Source organism: Rhizobium croatiense (assembly GCF_019793465.1).
GTDB classification, from domain to species: domain Bacteria; phylum Pseudomonadota; class Alphaproteobacteria; order Rhizobiales; family Rhizobiaceae; genus Rhizobium; species Rhizobium croatiense.
This window is the reverse complement of sequence record NZ_JAILYJ010000018.1, coordinates 71,168-87,005: the sequence shown is the minus strand read 5'-3', so window position 1 is coordinate 87,005 and position 15,838 is coordinate 71,168. Positions and strand designations below refer to the sequence as shown.

Here is a 15,838-nt window from a genome sequence, read left to right as displayed (position 1 = left end):
GTGGATCAGATATACAAAAATATATGACTTCCGAACCGAGCTGGGATTTCTATCGCAGTTTTCTTACCGTGCTCCAGCACGGATCGCTTTCGGCCGCCGCCCGCGAGCTGGGCTTGACGCAGCCGACCATAGGCCGCCATGTCGATGCCCTGGAACTGGCGATCGGCGCCGAGCTCTTCACCCGATCGCCGAACGGTCTGCTGCCGACCGACGCAGCACTAGCGCTGAAGCCCTATGCCGAGACGCTGGCGGCAACCACCGCCGCGCTGTTGCGGACCGCATCCAGCCAACGCGAACGCGTCACCGGAACGATCAGGATCAGCGCCAGCGAGGTCATCGCCGTCGAAGTGCTGCCCGCGATTCTCGGGCCGTTACAGGACGCCCATCCCGAGCTGCAGATCGAGCTTTCGGCTTCCGATGCGATCGAGGATCTGGTGAATCGCGAGGCCGATATTGCCGTGCGCATGGCCGAACCGCAGCAGGATGCGCTCGTCGTGCGCCGCATCGGCGATATTCCGCTCGGCTTCCATGCCCATCGCCGCTATCTCGAACGATATGGCATTCCGCAAAGCGTGGCTGACCTCGCACATCATCGGCTTATCGGCTTTGATCGGCAGACGGCCTATGTCCGCCTGGTGATGAAGCGCTATCCGGTGCCCGATGGGATCAAATTCGCCTACAGGACCGACAGCAACCTCGCCCAGCTTGCCGCGATCCGCGCCGGTGTCGGCATCGGCCTCTGCCAGATCGGGCTTGCACGGGAGAATGCTGATCTCGTGCATCTCCTGGCCGATGCTTTCAACATCCCGCTCGGCACCTGGGTGGCGATGCATGAGAGCCTGAAATCCTCGCCGCGCTGCCGAGTCACTTTCGACGCGCTGGTCAACGGCCTGCAGGATTACTACCGGTATTCGACCAGCGGATAGTCACAAAATCGGAATCGATTTCCAAAAAGAATCATGCACAATTCAAGGGATCGGCATCGCGTCTCCACCGGGATGTGCATCACTTTATATCCTTGTTTTTCCTGCGATTCCTGACACCAATCGCGACATCATTTTGCTGACAGCAGCCGGCTGCTCACCTGGCTGCCGCAGGCGCTCTCCATCGATCATATCGGCAGCACGTCGATAGCGGGCATGATCGCCAAGCCTCTGATCGACATCGACATCGTTCTTCCCGGCCTCGAGCATATCGCCGATGCCACAGCGGTGCTTCTGGCGGAAGGCTATGCACCGCGCGGCAATCGCTATGACGACGAGGTCTGGGCATTTTTATCGACAGGTTCGACACCGGCAGAACGGGTCTACCTTTGCCCGGCCGGCAACGGCACGCATCGAAACAGGCTGGCTTTCCGGGATTATCTCATCGCGCATCCGGAGTCGGCGAGCGAGTATGCCGCGCTCAAACGCAGACTGGCAGCCGCGTTCAGGACGGACGGCGATCGCTATACCGCACAGAAGCGCGACTTTGTCGACGCGATCGTCGCGCGGGCATTGAAGGGCAATGCTTAGCGTCACGCGCCATGCGGGGCTCCGGCCGCGCGATCCTGCCATAGGCCGTCCACCACTTCCGTTTCCGGTCGGTCTCCGCCCTCGGCGTATTCCTCGTGCCACTTGCCGTTTTCGTCCTGCCAGCTGATCTCGGCGGAATCGCCGCCGACCTGCTGTTCGGCCGCGACGATACGCGCAGCTTCGAGCGCCTCGGCATGGCTCGGAAATGCTTCGGAATAGACGCCTCCCAGTCTGTAGGCCCAGCCGCCGTCATGCGGCACGACTTCGTAGACCACCTTTATCATGCATCCGTCTCCTCATCTTTATGTTGCGCATTCGCACGCCTCCGGACAGGGTCCGGATCATCGCGGCCGCTTGACGAGAATACGAGGACGCCGCGATCTGCTTTCCGGCCCCGATGACGTTCAGTATTCCATTAAACGCCGAAGACTGCAAATAGCAGAGTGCCGTCGCGCGCTTCCCATCCCGAATCAGTGACTTAGTTAAGAGGCATGAATCGCAACGGGAGCTTTGATTTGGGCATCGCTTCACGCTTTAAAGCGGAAAAATATCTCGTCGCCGCGCTTGCCGCCGCGATGATCGCGTATCTCCTGGAACACGCAGTGATCGAAATGGGACGCGGTGTCGCGCTGCTCGCCGCCGCGGCCCTGGTCGGCACCATCGTGCTTGCCTCGATCCGCGTCGCCCATCATGCCGAACTGCTCGCCGTCAAGGTCGGCGACCCCTATGGCACGATGATCCTCACGCTTTCGGCCCTCGCCGTCGAAGTCATCATCCTCGCCATCATGATGACTGGCGAGAGTTCTCCGACGCTGGTGCGCGACACGATCTATTCGGCCCTGATGCTCGACATCAACGGCATTCTCGGCCTCGCCGCCCTGCTCGGCGGCCTCAAGCACGGCGAGCAGCCCTATAACGACAATTCAGGCAAGACCTACGGCGTGATGATCCTCACCGCCATGGGCATTTCCATGATCGTGCCGGAATTCGTGCCGAGGGATAAGTGGCACTATTATTCCGCCTTCACCATCGTCGCGATGATTGCGCTTTACGGCCTTTTCCTGCGGATGCAGGTCGGGCAGCACAGCTATTTCTTCAGTTACAGCTATCCGCGCTCCGAGCGGAAGAAGGAAAGTCACGACGAACGCGACACCGAGGAGTCGGCGGCGGTCTCGATCGTGACCATCCTTGCAGGCATAGTCATCATCGGCGTGCTAGCGGAGTTCATGTCGGCTTTTATGGCTGAAGGCCTGCGCGATAGCGGCGCCCCGATCGCCGTCACCGCCGTCGTCGTCGCGGCGATTTCGGCCGCCCCCGAGATACTGACCGCCTTGAGGGCGGCGTTGAGGAACCGGATGCAGGCGACGGTCAATATCGCCATGGGCGCCTCGCTGTCGACGGTGATCCTGACGGTGCCCGCCATGGAGGCGATCGCGCTCTATACCGGCCAGCCCCTCATCATGGCGATGACCCCGGTGCAGTCGGTGATGGTCGCGATCACGCTGATTGCCGCGGCAATCAATCTCAACGACGGCGAGACCAACGCCATCGAGGGCATGACGCATTTCATCCTTTTTTCCACCTTCGTCATGCTGACGGCGCTGGGGCTTTGAAGACGGAGCGGAGATTGATCGCCGAAGAAACTCTTCCGGCAGGTCACGCCCTCCGACGAGAACCGGCGGCAATCATTCCTTCGTTTTTTCGAGGAAGCGCTCTTTACGGGTTTTCGGCTTGAAGCGCCGGAAGAAATTTTCGACGGCGCGGATGGACTTGGTGACCGACATCAGCCTGTCGATCTGGCCGTTCGCATTATGGAGCCGCTCGGACAAGACTTCGGCCGCCGTCATCGCGATCTCGATCGGCGGCACCTGTGGAAACCGCTTGGCGAGCGCCGAATAGGGGCTGGCATCGACCCCGCCCAACATCGAGATCGAGCCCATTCTGGCAAAGAGGCGCAGGAAGATCTGCTCGAACGTCCAATCGTGCACGTCGAAGACCTTCCACTTCTCGCTTCTCTTGGCCGAAAAGCCGGCAAGCAGGATCTTGCCCGGCAGTTGCAGGTCGGCGAGCCAGAGCGCCATTGCAAAGCCGCTCGTGGCGATTTTGCCCGTCGGGTAGAGGTCGCCAAGCATTTGCGTCAGATCGAGGTGGCGGGCCTTGGCGCCTTTGAAGCCGCTTTCCTCGCTGAAATTTTCCTCCGGGGAGACGCGAATATTGATGACACCCAGGAAGTCATCGCCGGCAAAGAAGCGCAGGACATCGCCCACCTCGCGCCGGTGGACGATATTGGCGCCCATCACGCCGCTGCGGGCAACCAGCACCGCATGACCGGCGAAGGGCTCGTCGAGCACCTTGTAGACATTGTTGAAGAAGACGTAGAGCGCCGTCTCCGGCAATTCGCTTCTGAGCCGTTCGAAATCGACCGCCTCGCTGTTTGCCACCAGCACGATGTGGGAATAGCGCGACAGCAGCGCCTTCCACGCTTCCGGTGTCAAGAGATTCACTCCACCATCTTCGGCAGCCGTAGTCCTGATATCGCTCGGAATTGGTTCCATCGGCTCACATGCACTTTCCAAGGACGATCTAGCTGTTGCTGAAATAGGCGCGCATCCGTGCAAGCCGCGCCAGCCCGCCGATCTGCTTTCCCACATGCGAGAAGAAACCGGCAACCCGGCCCGACACTGACGGCTGCTTGCAGAAGGAGGCCCACGGCGTGTTGCGGAGATCCTCGGCATAACGCTCGGCCATCCGACGGTGCACCCAGGGAACGGTCGCCTGCCACGGTTTCTTACGACCGGTGAAATGAAGGATGGCCGGTCGGTCGATGAACGGCAAAAGCCCCGTCTGCGTGTTCCAGCGCGGATCGAGCACCAGCCAGTCGCCGTCGAAAGTAACGTTCAGCGCATCCTGGTCGTTGTTCTCGAACATATGCGAGCGGTCCTCGAAGACTTCCCGGGTCCTGGCAAAAAGCCCCTTTGCTCGGCAGACCGACCAGTCGAATAGCAAGACGCCGGCATTGAAATAGCGTCCGCCCTCGCCCATGCCGATCTTGCGCCGCCGCGCGCCCGCCTTCTCGGGAAAGGCCATGACATAGTCATCGACGGCGGCAAGCGCCTTGCCCTGGAGATCCCTGGTGAAGAGTTCGTCGACGGACGCTACCGCCAGCACATCGGCGTCGAGGTAAAGCAGGCGCTCAATATTCTCCGGAATTTGCAGATCCATATAGAGCCGCGCCAGCGTGGCGGCGGACCAACGGCCCCGCGCCTGGCGCGCCGTATCCGGCGTCGCATAGGGCAGCACTTTGATCGTCATGTCGTGCAGGCGCGCGAAGCTTTCGACTTCGGCGATCTCGTTCGGCTTCAGGTCGATGCCGAGAAGCAGGAACTCAACACCGGCCTTCACCAGATTGCGCTTGACGGAAAGCAGGGTGCAGCAGGCAGCCGGCAGCATGTTGACGTCGGAACAGACGATGACGGCACTCTGCTGCAAAATCCGGCCTCCCAAAGCGGCAACTTGAACTCGTTGCCGGATATCTAGTTGGTTTGGCGGCCGCCCGCAACCTGAGATCACCCGCGCCGCCGGCGCTCCCCTCACGATTTGAATCGGAATTCAACGACTTGCGAGGCAAAGCGGAATCGACGTCGCAACATCTTGAACCAGGATGGAAGCCTATAGCCGCAGCGCCAGCGGATGGTCGACAAGGAGCCGGTCGACCGTCGCAAGCTGCAAGCCCTCGACCTTGCACTGCGCCAGCAGCAGGCGGTCGAAGGGATCGCGCGTCTCCGGTTCTGAGTCGGCGGCGGTGATGACGTGCTGGATTTCGATCCGCAACAGTATCAGGCCTATTTCCTCGAGAGACCCGGCAATATCTTCAAGCGGCATGCCGGGATCCAGCTTTCCCAGACGAGCCTTGATCGCCGTTTCCCACAGGCTTGCGACGCTGACGAAGCCTACAGTTTTGCTGTCGCCAAGCAGCGAGGCAATCTCGGGAAATCGCTGGCCAGCGTCTTTCCGGAGGATCGCCAGAACGATATGGGTATCAAGAAGAAGCCTCATGGCTCCGGCAAAGGCCTCAGCAGAAAATCTTCAGGCAGCGGATCGTCGAAATCGTCCGCGATGAACGGCACCGGATTGGTAATGCCCCGAGCACGAAGATAAGCCTGACCAGCCTCCAGGTTCAAACCGCCGCGCTTCTGATGCGGCACGAGATCGAACACCGGCTTGCCGTTGCGGGTCACGACAATGGTCTCACCTTCCTCGACCTCGCGGGCAAGCTCGGTCAGGCGGTTCTTCGCGTCACGGATTGAAACAGTCTTCATGACGTCAAATGTAGCTACATGCAGCCACATCGTCAACACGCAAACAAAAAGCCCGCCGTCGCCGGCGGGCCTTCGATCGAAGTTAGCGCAACCGGCTTACTTGCAGGCGGCGCAAAAGCGCTGGATGCGGCGGCAGGCTTCCTCGAGCAAATCCTCCGAGGTTGCGTAGGAAATGCGGAAGTTCGGGCCGAGACCGAAGGCCGAACCGTGAACGACGGCCACACCTTCCGATTCCAGAAGCTCGGAGACGAAATCCTCATCCGTCTCGATGACCTTGCCGGAGGGGGCGGTCTTGCCAATCAAGCCCTTGCAGGAGGGGTAGACGTAGAAGGCGCCTTCCGGAACCGGGCAGACGATGCCCTTGGCCTGGTTCAGCATGGACACGACGAGATCGCGGCGGCCTTCGAAGATCTTCTTGTTCTCTGGGATGAAGTCCTGCGTGCCGTTCAGCGCCTCGACGGCCGCCCACTGGGCGATCGAGGTCGCGCCCGAGGTCTGCTGGCCCTGGATCATGTCCATCGCCTTGATGAGCTGGATCGGGCCGGCCGCATAGCCGATACGCCAGCCGGTCATCGCATAGGCCTTGGAGACGCCGTTCATCGTCAGCGTGCGGTCGTAAAGCTTCGGCTCGACTTCGACAGGCGTGACGAACTTGAAGTCGCCATAGGTCAGGTGCTCGTACATGTCGTCGGTCAAAACCCAGACATGCGGATGCTTCATCAGCACGTCGGTCAGCGCCTTCAGCTCGGCATGCGTATAGGCAGCACCCGTCGGGTTGGACGGCGAGTTGAAGATGAACCACTTGGTCTTCGGCGTGATCGCCATTTCGAGATCGGCGGCCTGAAGCTTGAAATTATGCTCCTGGGTGGCGGAAACAAAAACCGGCGTGCCGCCGCACAGCGCCACCATCTCGGGATAGGAAACCCAGTAGGGCGCAGGGACCACGACCTCGTCGCCGGGGTTCAGCGTCGCCATGAAGGCGTTGAACAGGATCTGTTTGCCCCCGGTGCCGACGATCGTCTGCTCCCAGGAATATTCCAGGCCGTTCTCACGCTTGAACTTGGCGGCGATCGCCTTGCGCAGTTCGGGAATGCCGGAAACCGGCGTGTACTTCGTCTCGCCGCGGTTGATCGCGTCGATGGCAGCCTTCTTGATATTCTCGGGCGTATCGAAATCCGGCTCGCCGGCGCCGAGGCCGATGACGTCGCGTCCTTTTGCTTTCAGCTCGCGCGCTTTCTGGGAGACGGCGATGGTGGCTGAAGGCTTCACACGGGAAAGAGCATCGGCAAGGAAGGCCATGATATCGGTCCTAATGGTTGAAACGGGCAGAAAGCCGGGACCGGAGTTCTGCGGTTAGCTCTATGTCCAATGTATGACGGCATTTCAAGCGCAAAGGCGTGATGGGGGCAATGATTCTTATTGATCGTTTTCGCCACACAGGGCGAGCCGGGGTACTTGCCATCTTAGCACGAGGGAGGAGGGTCAATACTCAATTTGGATGAATTGCTTTTTAAGCGGCTGTTGATGAACTGCCGGCATGAAAAAGCCGCCCCGCAAGCCCTCCGCACCGCTGCGTCTCCCGCCGGACGACCTGGAATTGAATCGGCTCGAACGTCGGCAATACCCGCAGGAGACGATCGACCGGGAAATGGCTGCTCGCAACTATCTGAACCTCGACACGGCGATCTTGCTGGGGATCCTGATTATTGCGATCGTCTTCAGGTTCCACAAGATCACTTTGCCGCTGGTCGATGGCTTCAGCTGGCGTGAGATAAGCACCGCCATGATGGCTGACAACTTCCAGCAGCGCAGCTGGAACATCTTCTTTCCCGAGGTCAGCTGGACCGGGCCCGGGCCAAGCTATCAGGGCCGCGAGTTCCAGATCGTCAGCTATCTCTCTGCCCTGCTCTACCAACTCTTCGGCTGGCACGACTGGTTCGGCCGCGTGGTTGCAGCCTTCTTCGGTCTGCTGACCGTGTTTTCGCTACACAGGCTGACGGCGCTGTGCTGGGGCGAGAGGCACGCCCATGCGGCGGCATTGGCCTACGCGCTGATGCCGGCGGCAATCCAGATCGACAGCTCGTTTCTTCCCGATCCCGCGATGCTGGCTTTGGTCACCCTTGGTGTCTGGCTGTTTACCAAATACTGGGTCGGCGGCAGCGGCTGGCTGTTGCCGCTCGCCACGGCCAGCTTCTCGCTCGGCGTGCTGTCAAAGCCTCCGGGCGTCGCCGCCGGCGCCGTCATCTTCTATCTGATGGTCTGCTGGATTCTGGAGAAGAAGTGGAAACCGGCGAGCTTGGTTTTCCTGTCAGGGCTTTTGAGCCTGGCCATCATCGGCGCTTATTTCAGCTGGGCGATCTATCTCGCCCGCAGCTATCCGCCGTTTCATTTCGCCGGCAGCGGCGGCTATATCTGGGATTACGGCTTCTGGACATATGTCAGGGACAGGTTCTACTTCAAATCCGCATGGAACACCTCGGTCTTATGGTTCTATGGCTATCCGTTCATGGTGCTGTTCGCCGTCGGCATGTGGATGCCGCCCGCACCGGCCGAAGACCCGAAGCAGCGCATCCTTTCGGCCATTCCCTATGTGTGGCTGGCTGCGGCGTTGATTCTTTATCTGGCGGCGGCGGGCGAGATCACCAGCAATGTGTGGAACCTCCACATCTTCCATGTGCCGGTCGCGATATTCTGCGGCCATGGCGCGCTTCTTCTGGCAACGCTTTCATCGAGAACCTTTCTCACGCCGGCGGTGATGCTTCGCTCGATCTGTATCGTGGCCATAGCGCTCGGCTGGTCGACCCTTCCGCTGGTCAGGACGATGAAGAAGCCGATCGCGATGAAGGGCAAGCTGCTTGGCGAGGAACTGGCGCGGCTGACGCAACCGGGCGATCTGGTCGTCGCCATCGCGCCCGAAGTCGGTGATCCCGTCGCAGTTTACTACAGCAGGGCGCGCGGCTGGGTATTCCCGCCTGGCGGAGGCGATTCCGAATGGTCGAAATTCGTCGCCGATGACGCCACCGCGATCGCACAGCTCGAGGAACTGCGCGCGCAGGGCGCGGATCTGTTCGGCGTCGCCAAGAACGCCACGGACAAGCAGGACCTGCTGTTCGTCGAGCATCATAAGGGCCTGATCGACTATCTGGACAGGACCGCAACCAAGCTTACGGATTCAGAGGACTTGCTGGTCTACAGGATCACCCGTCCATGAGAGCCGCGACAGTTTGAGCCATGGGCTTTGGACGGAATGGGCCTCGACGATTCAGGGCCACGCATTCGACCGTATCACGTCCGGCACTCGCGGTGGCAACGGTCGCGTTTTGTCACCTAAGCCCTTAGAAATCAGGGGTATTGTCGGATTCGCCCTTCGCCACGAATAAGCCGCAACAAATGCCGTACACCGCCGCAATTCGGTCGCGAGCGCGCCGAGATCGAAGCCGCATCATTGCGTTATCCAAAATTGGTTATTGAGGGTACGCCAATGTTTCTGGAAGATGAGTTCGCCATCGGGCGCATGCGCATGCGCCGGATTTCCATTTCATTTCTTGTCGCCGCCACCGCCTTTGTCGCCTGCCTCGCAGCGATGCTGGGACTTGCCTCAGCCGCGCGCGCCGAGGCGCAGCAGACATCCGGTCAGCTCGCGGCCCTTGTCCGGCCGAACGACGTCAATAGCGGCTCGCTGCTCTTCCCGTCGAAGGAGCCCGGCTTCTACGTCGAAGCGCCGCGACTGAAGACCGACGTCACCATCGACGTTTCCGGCCCGATCGCCAGGGTGAAGGTGACGCAGCGCTTCCAGAACCCGAGCCAGGGCTGGGTCGAGGGCACCTATGTCTTCCCGCTGCCGGAGAATTCCGCCGTCGACGCGCTGAAGATGCAGATCGGCGAACGCTTCATCGAAGGTCAGATCAAGCCGCGACAGGAGGCCCGCGAGATCTACGAGCAGGCCAAGGCCGAGGGCAAGAAGACGGCATTGCTCGAACAGCAGCGGCCGAATATCTTCACCAATCAGGTCGCCAATATCGGCCCCGGCGAAGAGATTGTCGTGCAGATCGAATATCAGCAGACGGTCCGCCAGTCGGGCGGCGAGTTCTCGCTGCGCTTCCCGATGGTCGCCGCGCCGCGCTACAATCCGGCGCCGATTGTCCAGACGGTCGAATTCAACAACGGCGCCGGCTTCGCCACGCCGCGCGATCCGGTGGAAAACCGTGAGAAGATCGAAGCCCCGGTGCTTGATCCGCGCGAGAATGCCAAAATCAACCCTGTCTCGCTGACTGTCGATCTCAAGGCCGGCTTTCCGCTCGGCGACGTCAAATCGTCCTTTCATGGGATCGATATCGGACAAGACGGCGACCAGGCGAGGACGATCAGCCTGAAAGGGGATTCCGTCCCCGCCGACAAGGATTTCGAGCTCACCTGGAAGGCTGCTCCCGGCAAGACGCCGAGCGCCGGTCTCTTTCGCGAAGTGAAGGACGGCAAGACCTATCTGCTCGCCTTCGTCACCCCGCCGACGACGCCGGACGCGGCAGCGCCGGCCAAACGCGAGGTGGTCTTCGTCATCGACAACTCCGGCTCCATGTCCGGCCAGTCGATCGAGCAGGCAAGACAGAGCCTGGCCCTTGCCATTTCCAAGCTGAATCCGGATGACCGCTTCAACGTCATCCGTTTCGACGACACGATGACCGATTATTTCAAGGGCCTCGTCGCCGCCACGCCAGACAATCGCGAAAAAGCCATCGCTTATGTCAGAGGCCTGACCGCCGACGGCGGCACCGAAATGCTGCCCGCCCTCGAGGACGCGCTGCGCAACCAGGGCCCGGTCGCAAGCGGGGTGCTACGCCAGGTCGTGTTCCTGACCGACGGCGCGATCGGCGACGAACAGCAGCTCTTTCAGGAAATCACCGCAAACCGCGGCGATGCCCGCGTCTTCACCGTCGGCATCGGCTCGGCGCCCAATACTTACTTCATGACCAAGGCCGCCGAAATCGGCCGCGGCACCTTCACCCAGATCGGCTCGGCCGATCAGGTGGCAAGCCGCATGGGCGAACTCTTCGCCAAGCTGCAGAACCCCGCCATGACCGATATCGCCGCGAATTTCGAAGGTATCGCGGCCGAGGAGATCACGCCGAATCCGATGCCCGACCTTTATAGCGGCGAGCCCGTCGTGCTGACGGCGGAACTGCCTGAGGATAAGCCCGCCGGCAAGCTGCAGATCGTCGGCAAGACGGGCGACCAGCCGTGGCGCGTGGAGATGGATATCGCTCACGCCGCCGACGGCAACGGCATCTCCAAGCTCTGGGCGCGGCGCAAGATCGACGATTTCGAAGCCCGCGCCTATCAACGCCAGGATCCTGCCGGGCTCGACAAGGATATCGAGACGGTGGCGCTTGCCCACCACCTCGTCTCCCGCGTCACCAGCCTCGTCGCCGTCGACGTCACGCCGTCACGGCCGGCAAACGAGCCGCTCGGCTCGGCAAAGCTGCCAATCAACCTGCCCGAAGGCTGGGACTTCGGAAAGATCTTCGGCGAAACCGACGGCGCGACACGCCGGGCCTCCGCGAATCCGGCAGGAAATGCAGCACCGGAACAAGCCGTAACCGTCACGCAGGAGCCTGCCGCATCGCCAGAGATCGCAAACATGATGGCCGCAGCGCCGACGGCAAAAGCCGCCACGCTGATCGCTCAGAAGAGCTCGACCGTGAACCTGCCGCAGACGGCGACCAAGGCCGACGAGCAGATCATGCGCGGGCTTACCATGCTGCTACTGGCGCTGACGGCGGCGAGCGGGCTCGCCATCTGGCGCCGCCGCATCAAGGGCCTCGTCACGGCCGGAGCCAATCGCGATGGCCTCTAGCAGCAACGAGGAAGCGGCTGAATTCGAGCCGCTTCCGACCTACCTGGAACTCGCCATGGCCGCGGCCACGGCCCATGACAGGCCGAAGGCGCGCCAGAAGAAGGGCTTCTTCCTCTGGCGCCTTTCGCCGATCGAAAAGACGATCGCCTTCGCCATTTCAGGTCTTGCCCTTTATGGCCTGGCGCTGATCGGCGACGGTGTCCTGCTGAAGGCGAAGGCGGAGCTCTCGCAGGTCCTGCTGAAGCGCGCTTTCGCCGCCGAACTGCACGGCGAAGAGATGAAGCCCTGGCCCTGGGCCGATTTTACGACGGAAGCCAAGGTGCGCGCGCCGCGCCTCGGCAAGGAGGCGATCGTGCTCTCCGGTGCCTCCGGCGAGGCCCTCGCCTTCGGTCCCGCCTGGCTCGCCAACACACCGCAGCCGGGCGAGCAAGGCACCTCCGTCATCGCCGCCCATCGCGACACGCATTTTCGCTGGCTCCAATATGTAAGGCCTGGCGATACCATCGAAATCACCCGCCGCGACGGCAAGCTGTTGACCTTCAAGGCTGGCGAAGGCCGCATCGCCCCATGGGATGCGAGCGGCATCGATCCCGCCTCCGACGGTCGCCGCCTGGCGCTGACCACCTGCTGGCCCTTCGATGCGACCGAACCGGGGTCGCTGCGCTACATTGTCGAAGCGGAATTGGTCGACGGCGAGGCGACCGGCTCCGTTCAACCGGCAAACACAAAGCCGTTATTGCAGGGCGAATGAGGTTGAAGCCCTCCCCTGCCCGCTCCACGTTCAGCATGAACAGACGACGGGGAGCAAGATGAAGAGAGTATCCGCCTTCCATTTAGCTGCAGCGCTAGCGTTCGCAGGCGCCATATCGGCCAACGCGGCCGATACCGTCAATACACAGGGTCCCGCTGTTCGTGTCGAAAAACTCGCCGATGGTCTCGACCATCCTTGGGCGGTCGAGGTACTGCCCGGCGGCGGCTATATCGTTACCGAGCGGCCCGGCCGCATGCGCATTATCCGCGACGGCAAACTGTCCGAACCGATCGCTAACGTGCCCAAAGTCAGTGCCCGTGGCCAGGGTGGGCTACTGGATCTGGCGCTCGCCCCGGATTTTGCCACGAGCAGAAAGCTCTATTTCACCGCCGCCATGACGAACGACCAGGGCTCCGGCACCCGAGCCTTCAGCGCGAAGCTTTCTGCTGACGAGAAGAACCTGGAGGCTGTAACGCCTCTGTTCGGCATGCGGCGCTTCACATCCACCAACATTCACTATGGCTCGCGGATCGCGATTGCCCGTGATGGCACACTGTTCATCAGCGTCGGGGATCGCGGCGACCGCGACCGTTCCCAGGATTGGCAGGACAATGCCGGCGCAATCATCCACATCAATGCCGACGGCAGCATCCCCGCCGACAATCCCTTCAAGGACGGCGGCAAGGCCCTGCCGGAACTCTGGTCGAAAGGCCACCGCAACCCGCAGGGCATCACCTTCGACGCCAAGGACGGCAAGCTCTATACGGTCGAGCACGGCGCACGCGGCGGCGACGAAATCAACCAGCCCGAAGCGGGCAAGAATTACGGTTGGCCGATCATCACCTACGGTCGCGACTATTCCGGCGCCGAGATCGGCGAAGGCACGGCCAAGGAAGGGCTGGAGCAGCCGCTGCAGTACTGGGATCCGTCAATTGCGCCCGGCGCGCTCGCGGTCTACCGCGGCGCCATGTTCCCGGAATGGGACGGCGACTTCCTCGTCGCAGCGCTGAAATTCCAGCTACTTTCGAGAATGCAGCGGGATGAGAGCGGCGCCTTCGTTGCCGAGGAACGCCTGTTCGAAGGCGACTACGGGCGCATCCGCGATGTCGTCGTCGCACCCGACGGCGCGCTTCTGATGGTGACCGACGAGGATGACGGTGCTTTGCTCAGGGTTTCCAGAGCAGAAGCCGACAACGGCTGAGACGTCACAAGGCCCCGCGCAGCTCCTTGCGGATGACGAATTTTAACCCCGACCAGGTTTCGTCGACAGCGCAGACCTTGACGTCAACCAGACCTGGCGGGAGCAGAATCTCCCGCAGCACATCCTCGGTGACATCGGTCGGCACCCGCGAACTCTTTTTCGGCCAGGAGATCCAGAGCATGCCGTCCGGCTTTAGAACATCGAAGAGCTTAGTCGCGACAGCCTCCAGCGCCGTCCGTTGGGTCACAAACAGATGCACATAGTCGAACGCCCGCCGAGGCGTCTCCGGAAGCGCAAAGGCGACCGAGGAAAAACCATCGAAGTCATGGATGTCGCCAATCGTCTCGGGAACGCCGAGGAGAGCAGCCGCCTGTCCGCGCGCAAGCCCGAGCTTTCTGGCAAGCGGCGTGCCGGAATAGCCTGCCGTCTTTGGAGCCGCTCTATCCCCAGTCGACCGCCCCTCTCCGCTTCGCATGCCCCCCGCCTCCGTCCTCAGGCATTAAGTCTTCACCCTTGCCGAAAGGAAACGCAACTGTTAACCGCTGGGGATATACCCTTCCCATCGAGGCCGACATGACGCGCGTTCAGGCGAATCTCCTCCTATTGCTTGCAGCCGCCATCTGGGGCGGCGGCTTCGTCGCACAGTCGACGGCGATGAAGGCGATCGGCCCCTTCTGGTTCATCGGCCTGCGTTTTGCCGTCGCCACATTTGCCGTGCTGCCTTTCGTCTTTCTCGAAGCGCGCAAGGCCAAGACGAAGACAAGCAAGCGGCATGCGAGACTCTACATGCTGACCGGCCTTGCCCTTTTCGGCGGCGCCGCCACGCAACAGGTGGGACTGCAGACGACGACGGTGACGAATTCCAGCTTCATCACCGGTCTCTATGTCGTCTTCGTACCGCTGATCGCCGTGTTCTTCCTGCGCCGTGTCCCGCATTGGATCATCTGGCCGGGAGCACTGATGGCCGTCGCGGGCATTTACCTGCTGTCCGGCGGTCATCTGTCGGCGCTGACGTCAGGCGATCTGCTGACCGTCGTCTGCGCCGTCTTCTGGTCGATCCAGATCACCCTTGCCGGCATGACGGTTTCCGAGACCGCAAGGCCGCTGGCGCTTTCCGCCACGCAATTCGCCGTCACTGCGGTCTGCGCACTGGCAATTGCGGCCGCCGCCGAACCGATCAGTCTTTCCTCCGTATGGGCCGCAGCCCCTGAGATCCTCTATGTCGGCATCTTCTCCTCTGGTCTGGCCTTCGTGCTGCAGGTGATCGCCCAGCGCTACACGACGCCCTCGCAGGCGGCGATCTTCCTCTCTTCCGAAGCGCTTTTCGGCGCATCGCTGGCAGCGCTGCTGCTCGGTGAGTCGATGTCGGCGACGGGCTATACAGGTTGCGCGCTAATGTTTATCGCTATGCTTGTGGTCGAACTCGTGCCGAGCTTCACCCGCCGGGGCCTGCGGGCCGCCTGAACGCGCGTCCAAATATGGGCGGATGGCCAATCCCAAAAAAAATTCACTGGACCGTAAAGACGCGTTCACGTTGCATTTTTGGCAAAATCTGCTCGAAATTTATATTGCAGACGATACAAAACGTTAATCATGCTCCTTAGGCGAAGGAAATTTTGCGTTTTTGCGCAAATTGGCTGTCGGGCGGGAGTGTGCCCTGAACGACACGTTAAAAAACTTTTGCTTGCCAAAATCCCGGAAACGCCGCACTCTCGCCTCGTTCGGGCATTTTGCGAGCATGGGAAGTCCTTAAGTATTTGCGCGCCGGAAACGCTAATATTCCGGTCAGCCGGTTCCGAAAAGGCAGGCGAAAGTCCTGTCTGGGGCAGGCCGAGGTAGAGGGGACCTTTTTCTCACATTTCAAGAATTGCCTGCCAACACCTCCCGCAAGGAGGCAATGCTATGATGCTGCCCGTGTGGATGGCGGGCAGAGAGAAAAGGACCTGACGCATGGCCGAGACTGGCACTGTAAAATTCTTCAATACCGACAAAGGCTTCGGCTTCATCAAGCCGGACCGGGGCGGCGCCGATATCTTCGTTCACATTTCTGCCGTTCAGGCTTCCGGGTTGGCCGGTCTGACGGAAAACCAGAAGGTAAGCTTCGACACGGAGCCGGATCGCCGCGGCAAGGGCCCCAAGGCCGTCAATCTGCAGATTGCGGGCTGAACCCTTAACAAGGCTGTCGAATTTCGAGTTGAAGCC

General features: G+C 61.2%; 15 protein-coding genes and 1 pseudogene. 9 read left to right on the top strand and 7 right to left on the bottom strand.

All coding sequences use genetic code 11. The annotated features are described in order from the left end of the window. Positions 1-23 precede the first annotated feature (23 nt). A complete protein-coding gene (locus tag K6M89_RS25295) occupies positions 24-926 on the top strand; it encodes a LysR family transcriptional regulator (RefSeq protein WP_222141401.1) in 903 nt (300 codons plus the stop codon). Positions 927-1,073: 147 nt separating this feature from the next. Further along, positions 1,074-1,514: pseudogene (locus K6M89_RS25290) on the top strand (GrpB family protein); the annotation flags it as partial. A 2-nt stretch (positions 1,515-1,516) separates the two neighbouring features. Here the strand turns inward: K6M89_RS25290 and K6M89_RS25285 are convergent. After that, on the bottom strand, positions 1,517-1,798 hold the full coding sequence (locus tag K6M89_RS25285; RefSeq protein ID WP_004671042.1) for a DUF2188 domain-containing protein: 282 nt from the start codon (positions 1,796-1,798) through the stop codon (positions 1,517-1,519). Between the two features lie 231 nt (positions 1,799-2,029). Between K6M89_RS25285 and K6M89_RS25280 the strand changes: the two genes are divergently transcribed. Next, the gene (locus K6M89_RS25280) at positions 2,030-3,127 is read left to right on the top strand and encodes a calcium:cation antiporter (RefSeq protein WP_097578635.1); all 1,098 of its coding nucleotides are present in this window, start codon (positions 2,030-2,032) and stop codon (positions 3,125-3,127) included. A 72-nt stretch (positions 3,128-3,199) separates the two neighbouring features. On the opposite strand, the gene K6M89_RS25275 is transcribed toward K6M89_RS25280, so the two are convergent. From K6M89_RS25275 to K6M89_RS25255, 5 genes are all read right to left on the bottom strand, one after another. Beyond that, positions 3,200-4,069: a 3-deoxy-manno-octulosonate cytidylyltransferase gene (locus K6M89_RS25275; RefSeq protein ID WP_097578633.1), complete on the bottom strand. Its 870-nt coding sequence runs from the start codon at positions 4,067-4,069 to the stop codon at positions 3,200-3,202. Positions 4,070-4,097: 28 nt separating this feature from the next. Then, a complete protein-coding gene (locus tag K6M89_RS25270) occupies positions 4,098-5,003 on the bottom strand; it encodes a glycosyltransferase family 8 protein (RefSeq protein ID WP_222141400.1) in 906 nt (301 codons plus the stop codon). 180 nt (positions 5,004-5,183) lie between these two features. Further along, positions 5,184-5,570 (bottom strand): type II toxin-antitoxin system VapC family toxin, encoded by a 387-nt coding sequence (locus K6M89_RS25265; protein WP_222141399.1) that lies wholly within the window; start codon positions 5,568-5,570, stop codon positions 5,184-5,186. After that, positions 5,567-5,833 (bottom strand): type II toxin-antitoxin system Phd/YefM family antitoxin, encoded by a 267-nt coding sequence (locus tag K6M89_RS25260; RefSeq protein WP_222141432.1) that lies wholly within the window; start codon positions 5,831-5,833, stop codon positions 5,567-5,569. Before K6M89_RS25260 ends, K6M89_RS25265 begins: the two co-directional genes overlap by 4 nt. A 96-nt stretch (positions 5,834-5,929) precedes the next feature. Further along, positions 5,930-7,132, bottom strand: a complete 1,203-nt coding sequence (locus K6M89_RS25255; protein WP_222141398.1) for a pyridoxal phosphate-dependent aminotransferase — start codon at positions 7,130-7,132, stop codon at positions 5,930-5,932. 238 nt (positions 7,133-7,370) lie between these two features. On the opposite strand from K6M89_RS25255, the gene K6M89_RS25250 reads away from it, so the two are divergent. The 4 genes from K6M89_RS25250 (at position 7,371) to K6M89_RS25235 (ending at position 13,636) form a co-directional block, all read left to right on the top strand. Further along, positions 7,371-9,044 carry an ArnT family glycosyltransferase gene (locus tag K6M89_RS25250; RefSeq protein ID WP_222141397.1) on the top strand — a complete coding sequence of 558 codons (1,674 nt, stop codon included), beginning with the start codon at positions 7,371-7,373 and terminating at the stop codon, positions 9,042-9,044. Positions 9,045-9,314: 270 nt separating this feature from the next. Continuing rightward, positions 9,315-11,684: a marine proteobacterial sortase target protein gene (locus tag K6M89_RS25245; protein ID WP_222141396.1), complete on the top strand. Its 2,370-nt coding sequence runs from the start codon at positions 9,315-9,317 to the stop codon at positions 11,682-11,684. Further along, positions 11,674-12,435, top strand: coding sequence for a class GN sortase (locus tag K6M89_RS25240; RefSeq protein WP_183843321.1), 762 nt, complete (start codon positions 11,674-11,676; stop codon positions 12,433-12,435). Before K6M89_RS25245 ends, K6M89_RS25240 begins: the two co-directional genes overlap by 11 nt. Before the next feature lie 58 nt (positions 12,436-12,493). Beyond that, entirely contained in the window at positions 12,494-13,636 is a 1,143-nt protein-coding gene (locus tag K6M89_RS25235) for a PQQ-dependent sugar dehydrogenase (protein ID WP_222141395.1), read from the top strand. Between the two features lie 4 nt (positions 13,637-13,640). Here K6M89_RS25235 and K6M89_RS25230 read toward each other — a convergent pair whose 3' ends face one another. Beyond that, entirely contained in the window at positions 13,641-14,111 is a 471-nt protein-coding gene (locus K6M89_RS25230; RefSeq protein WP_222141394.1) for a DUF3052 domain-containing protein, read from the bottom strand. Positions 14,112-14,209: 98 nt separating this feature from the next. Here K6M89_RS25230 and K6M89_RS25225 point away from each other — a divergent pair, with 98 nt between their 5' ends. Both K6M89_RS25225 and K6M89_RS25220 read left to right on the top strand, forming a co-directional pair. Next, the gene (locus tag K6M89_RS25225) at positions 14,210-15,100 is read left to right on the top strand and encodes a DMT family transporter (RefSeq protein ID WP_222141393.1); all 891 of its coding nucleotides are present in this window, start codon (positions 14,210-14,212) and stop codon (positions 15,098-15,100) included. A 486-nt stretch (positions 15,101-15,586) separates the two neighbouring features. Continuing rightward, a complete protein-coding gene (locus K6M89_RS25220) occupies positions 15,587-15,802 on the top strand; it encodes a cold-shock protein (RefSeq protein ID WP_003561293.1) in 216 nt (71 codons plus the stop codon). Positions 15,803-15,838: the final 36 nt, after the last annotated feature.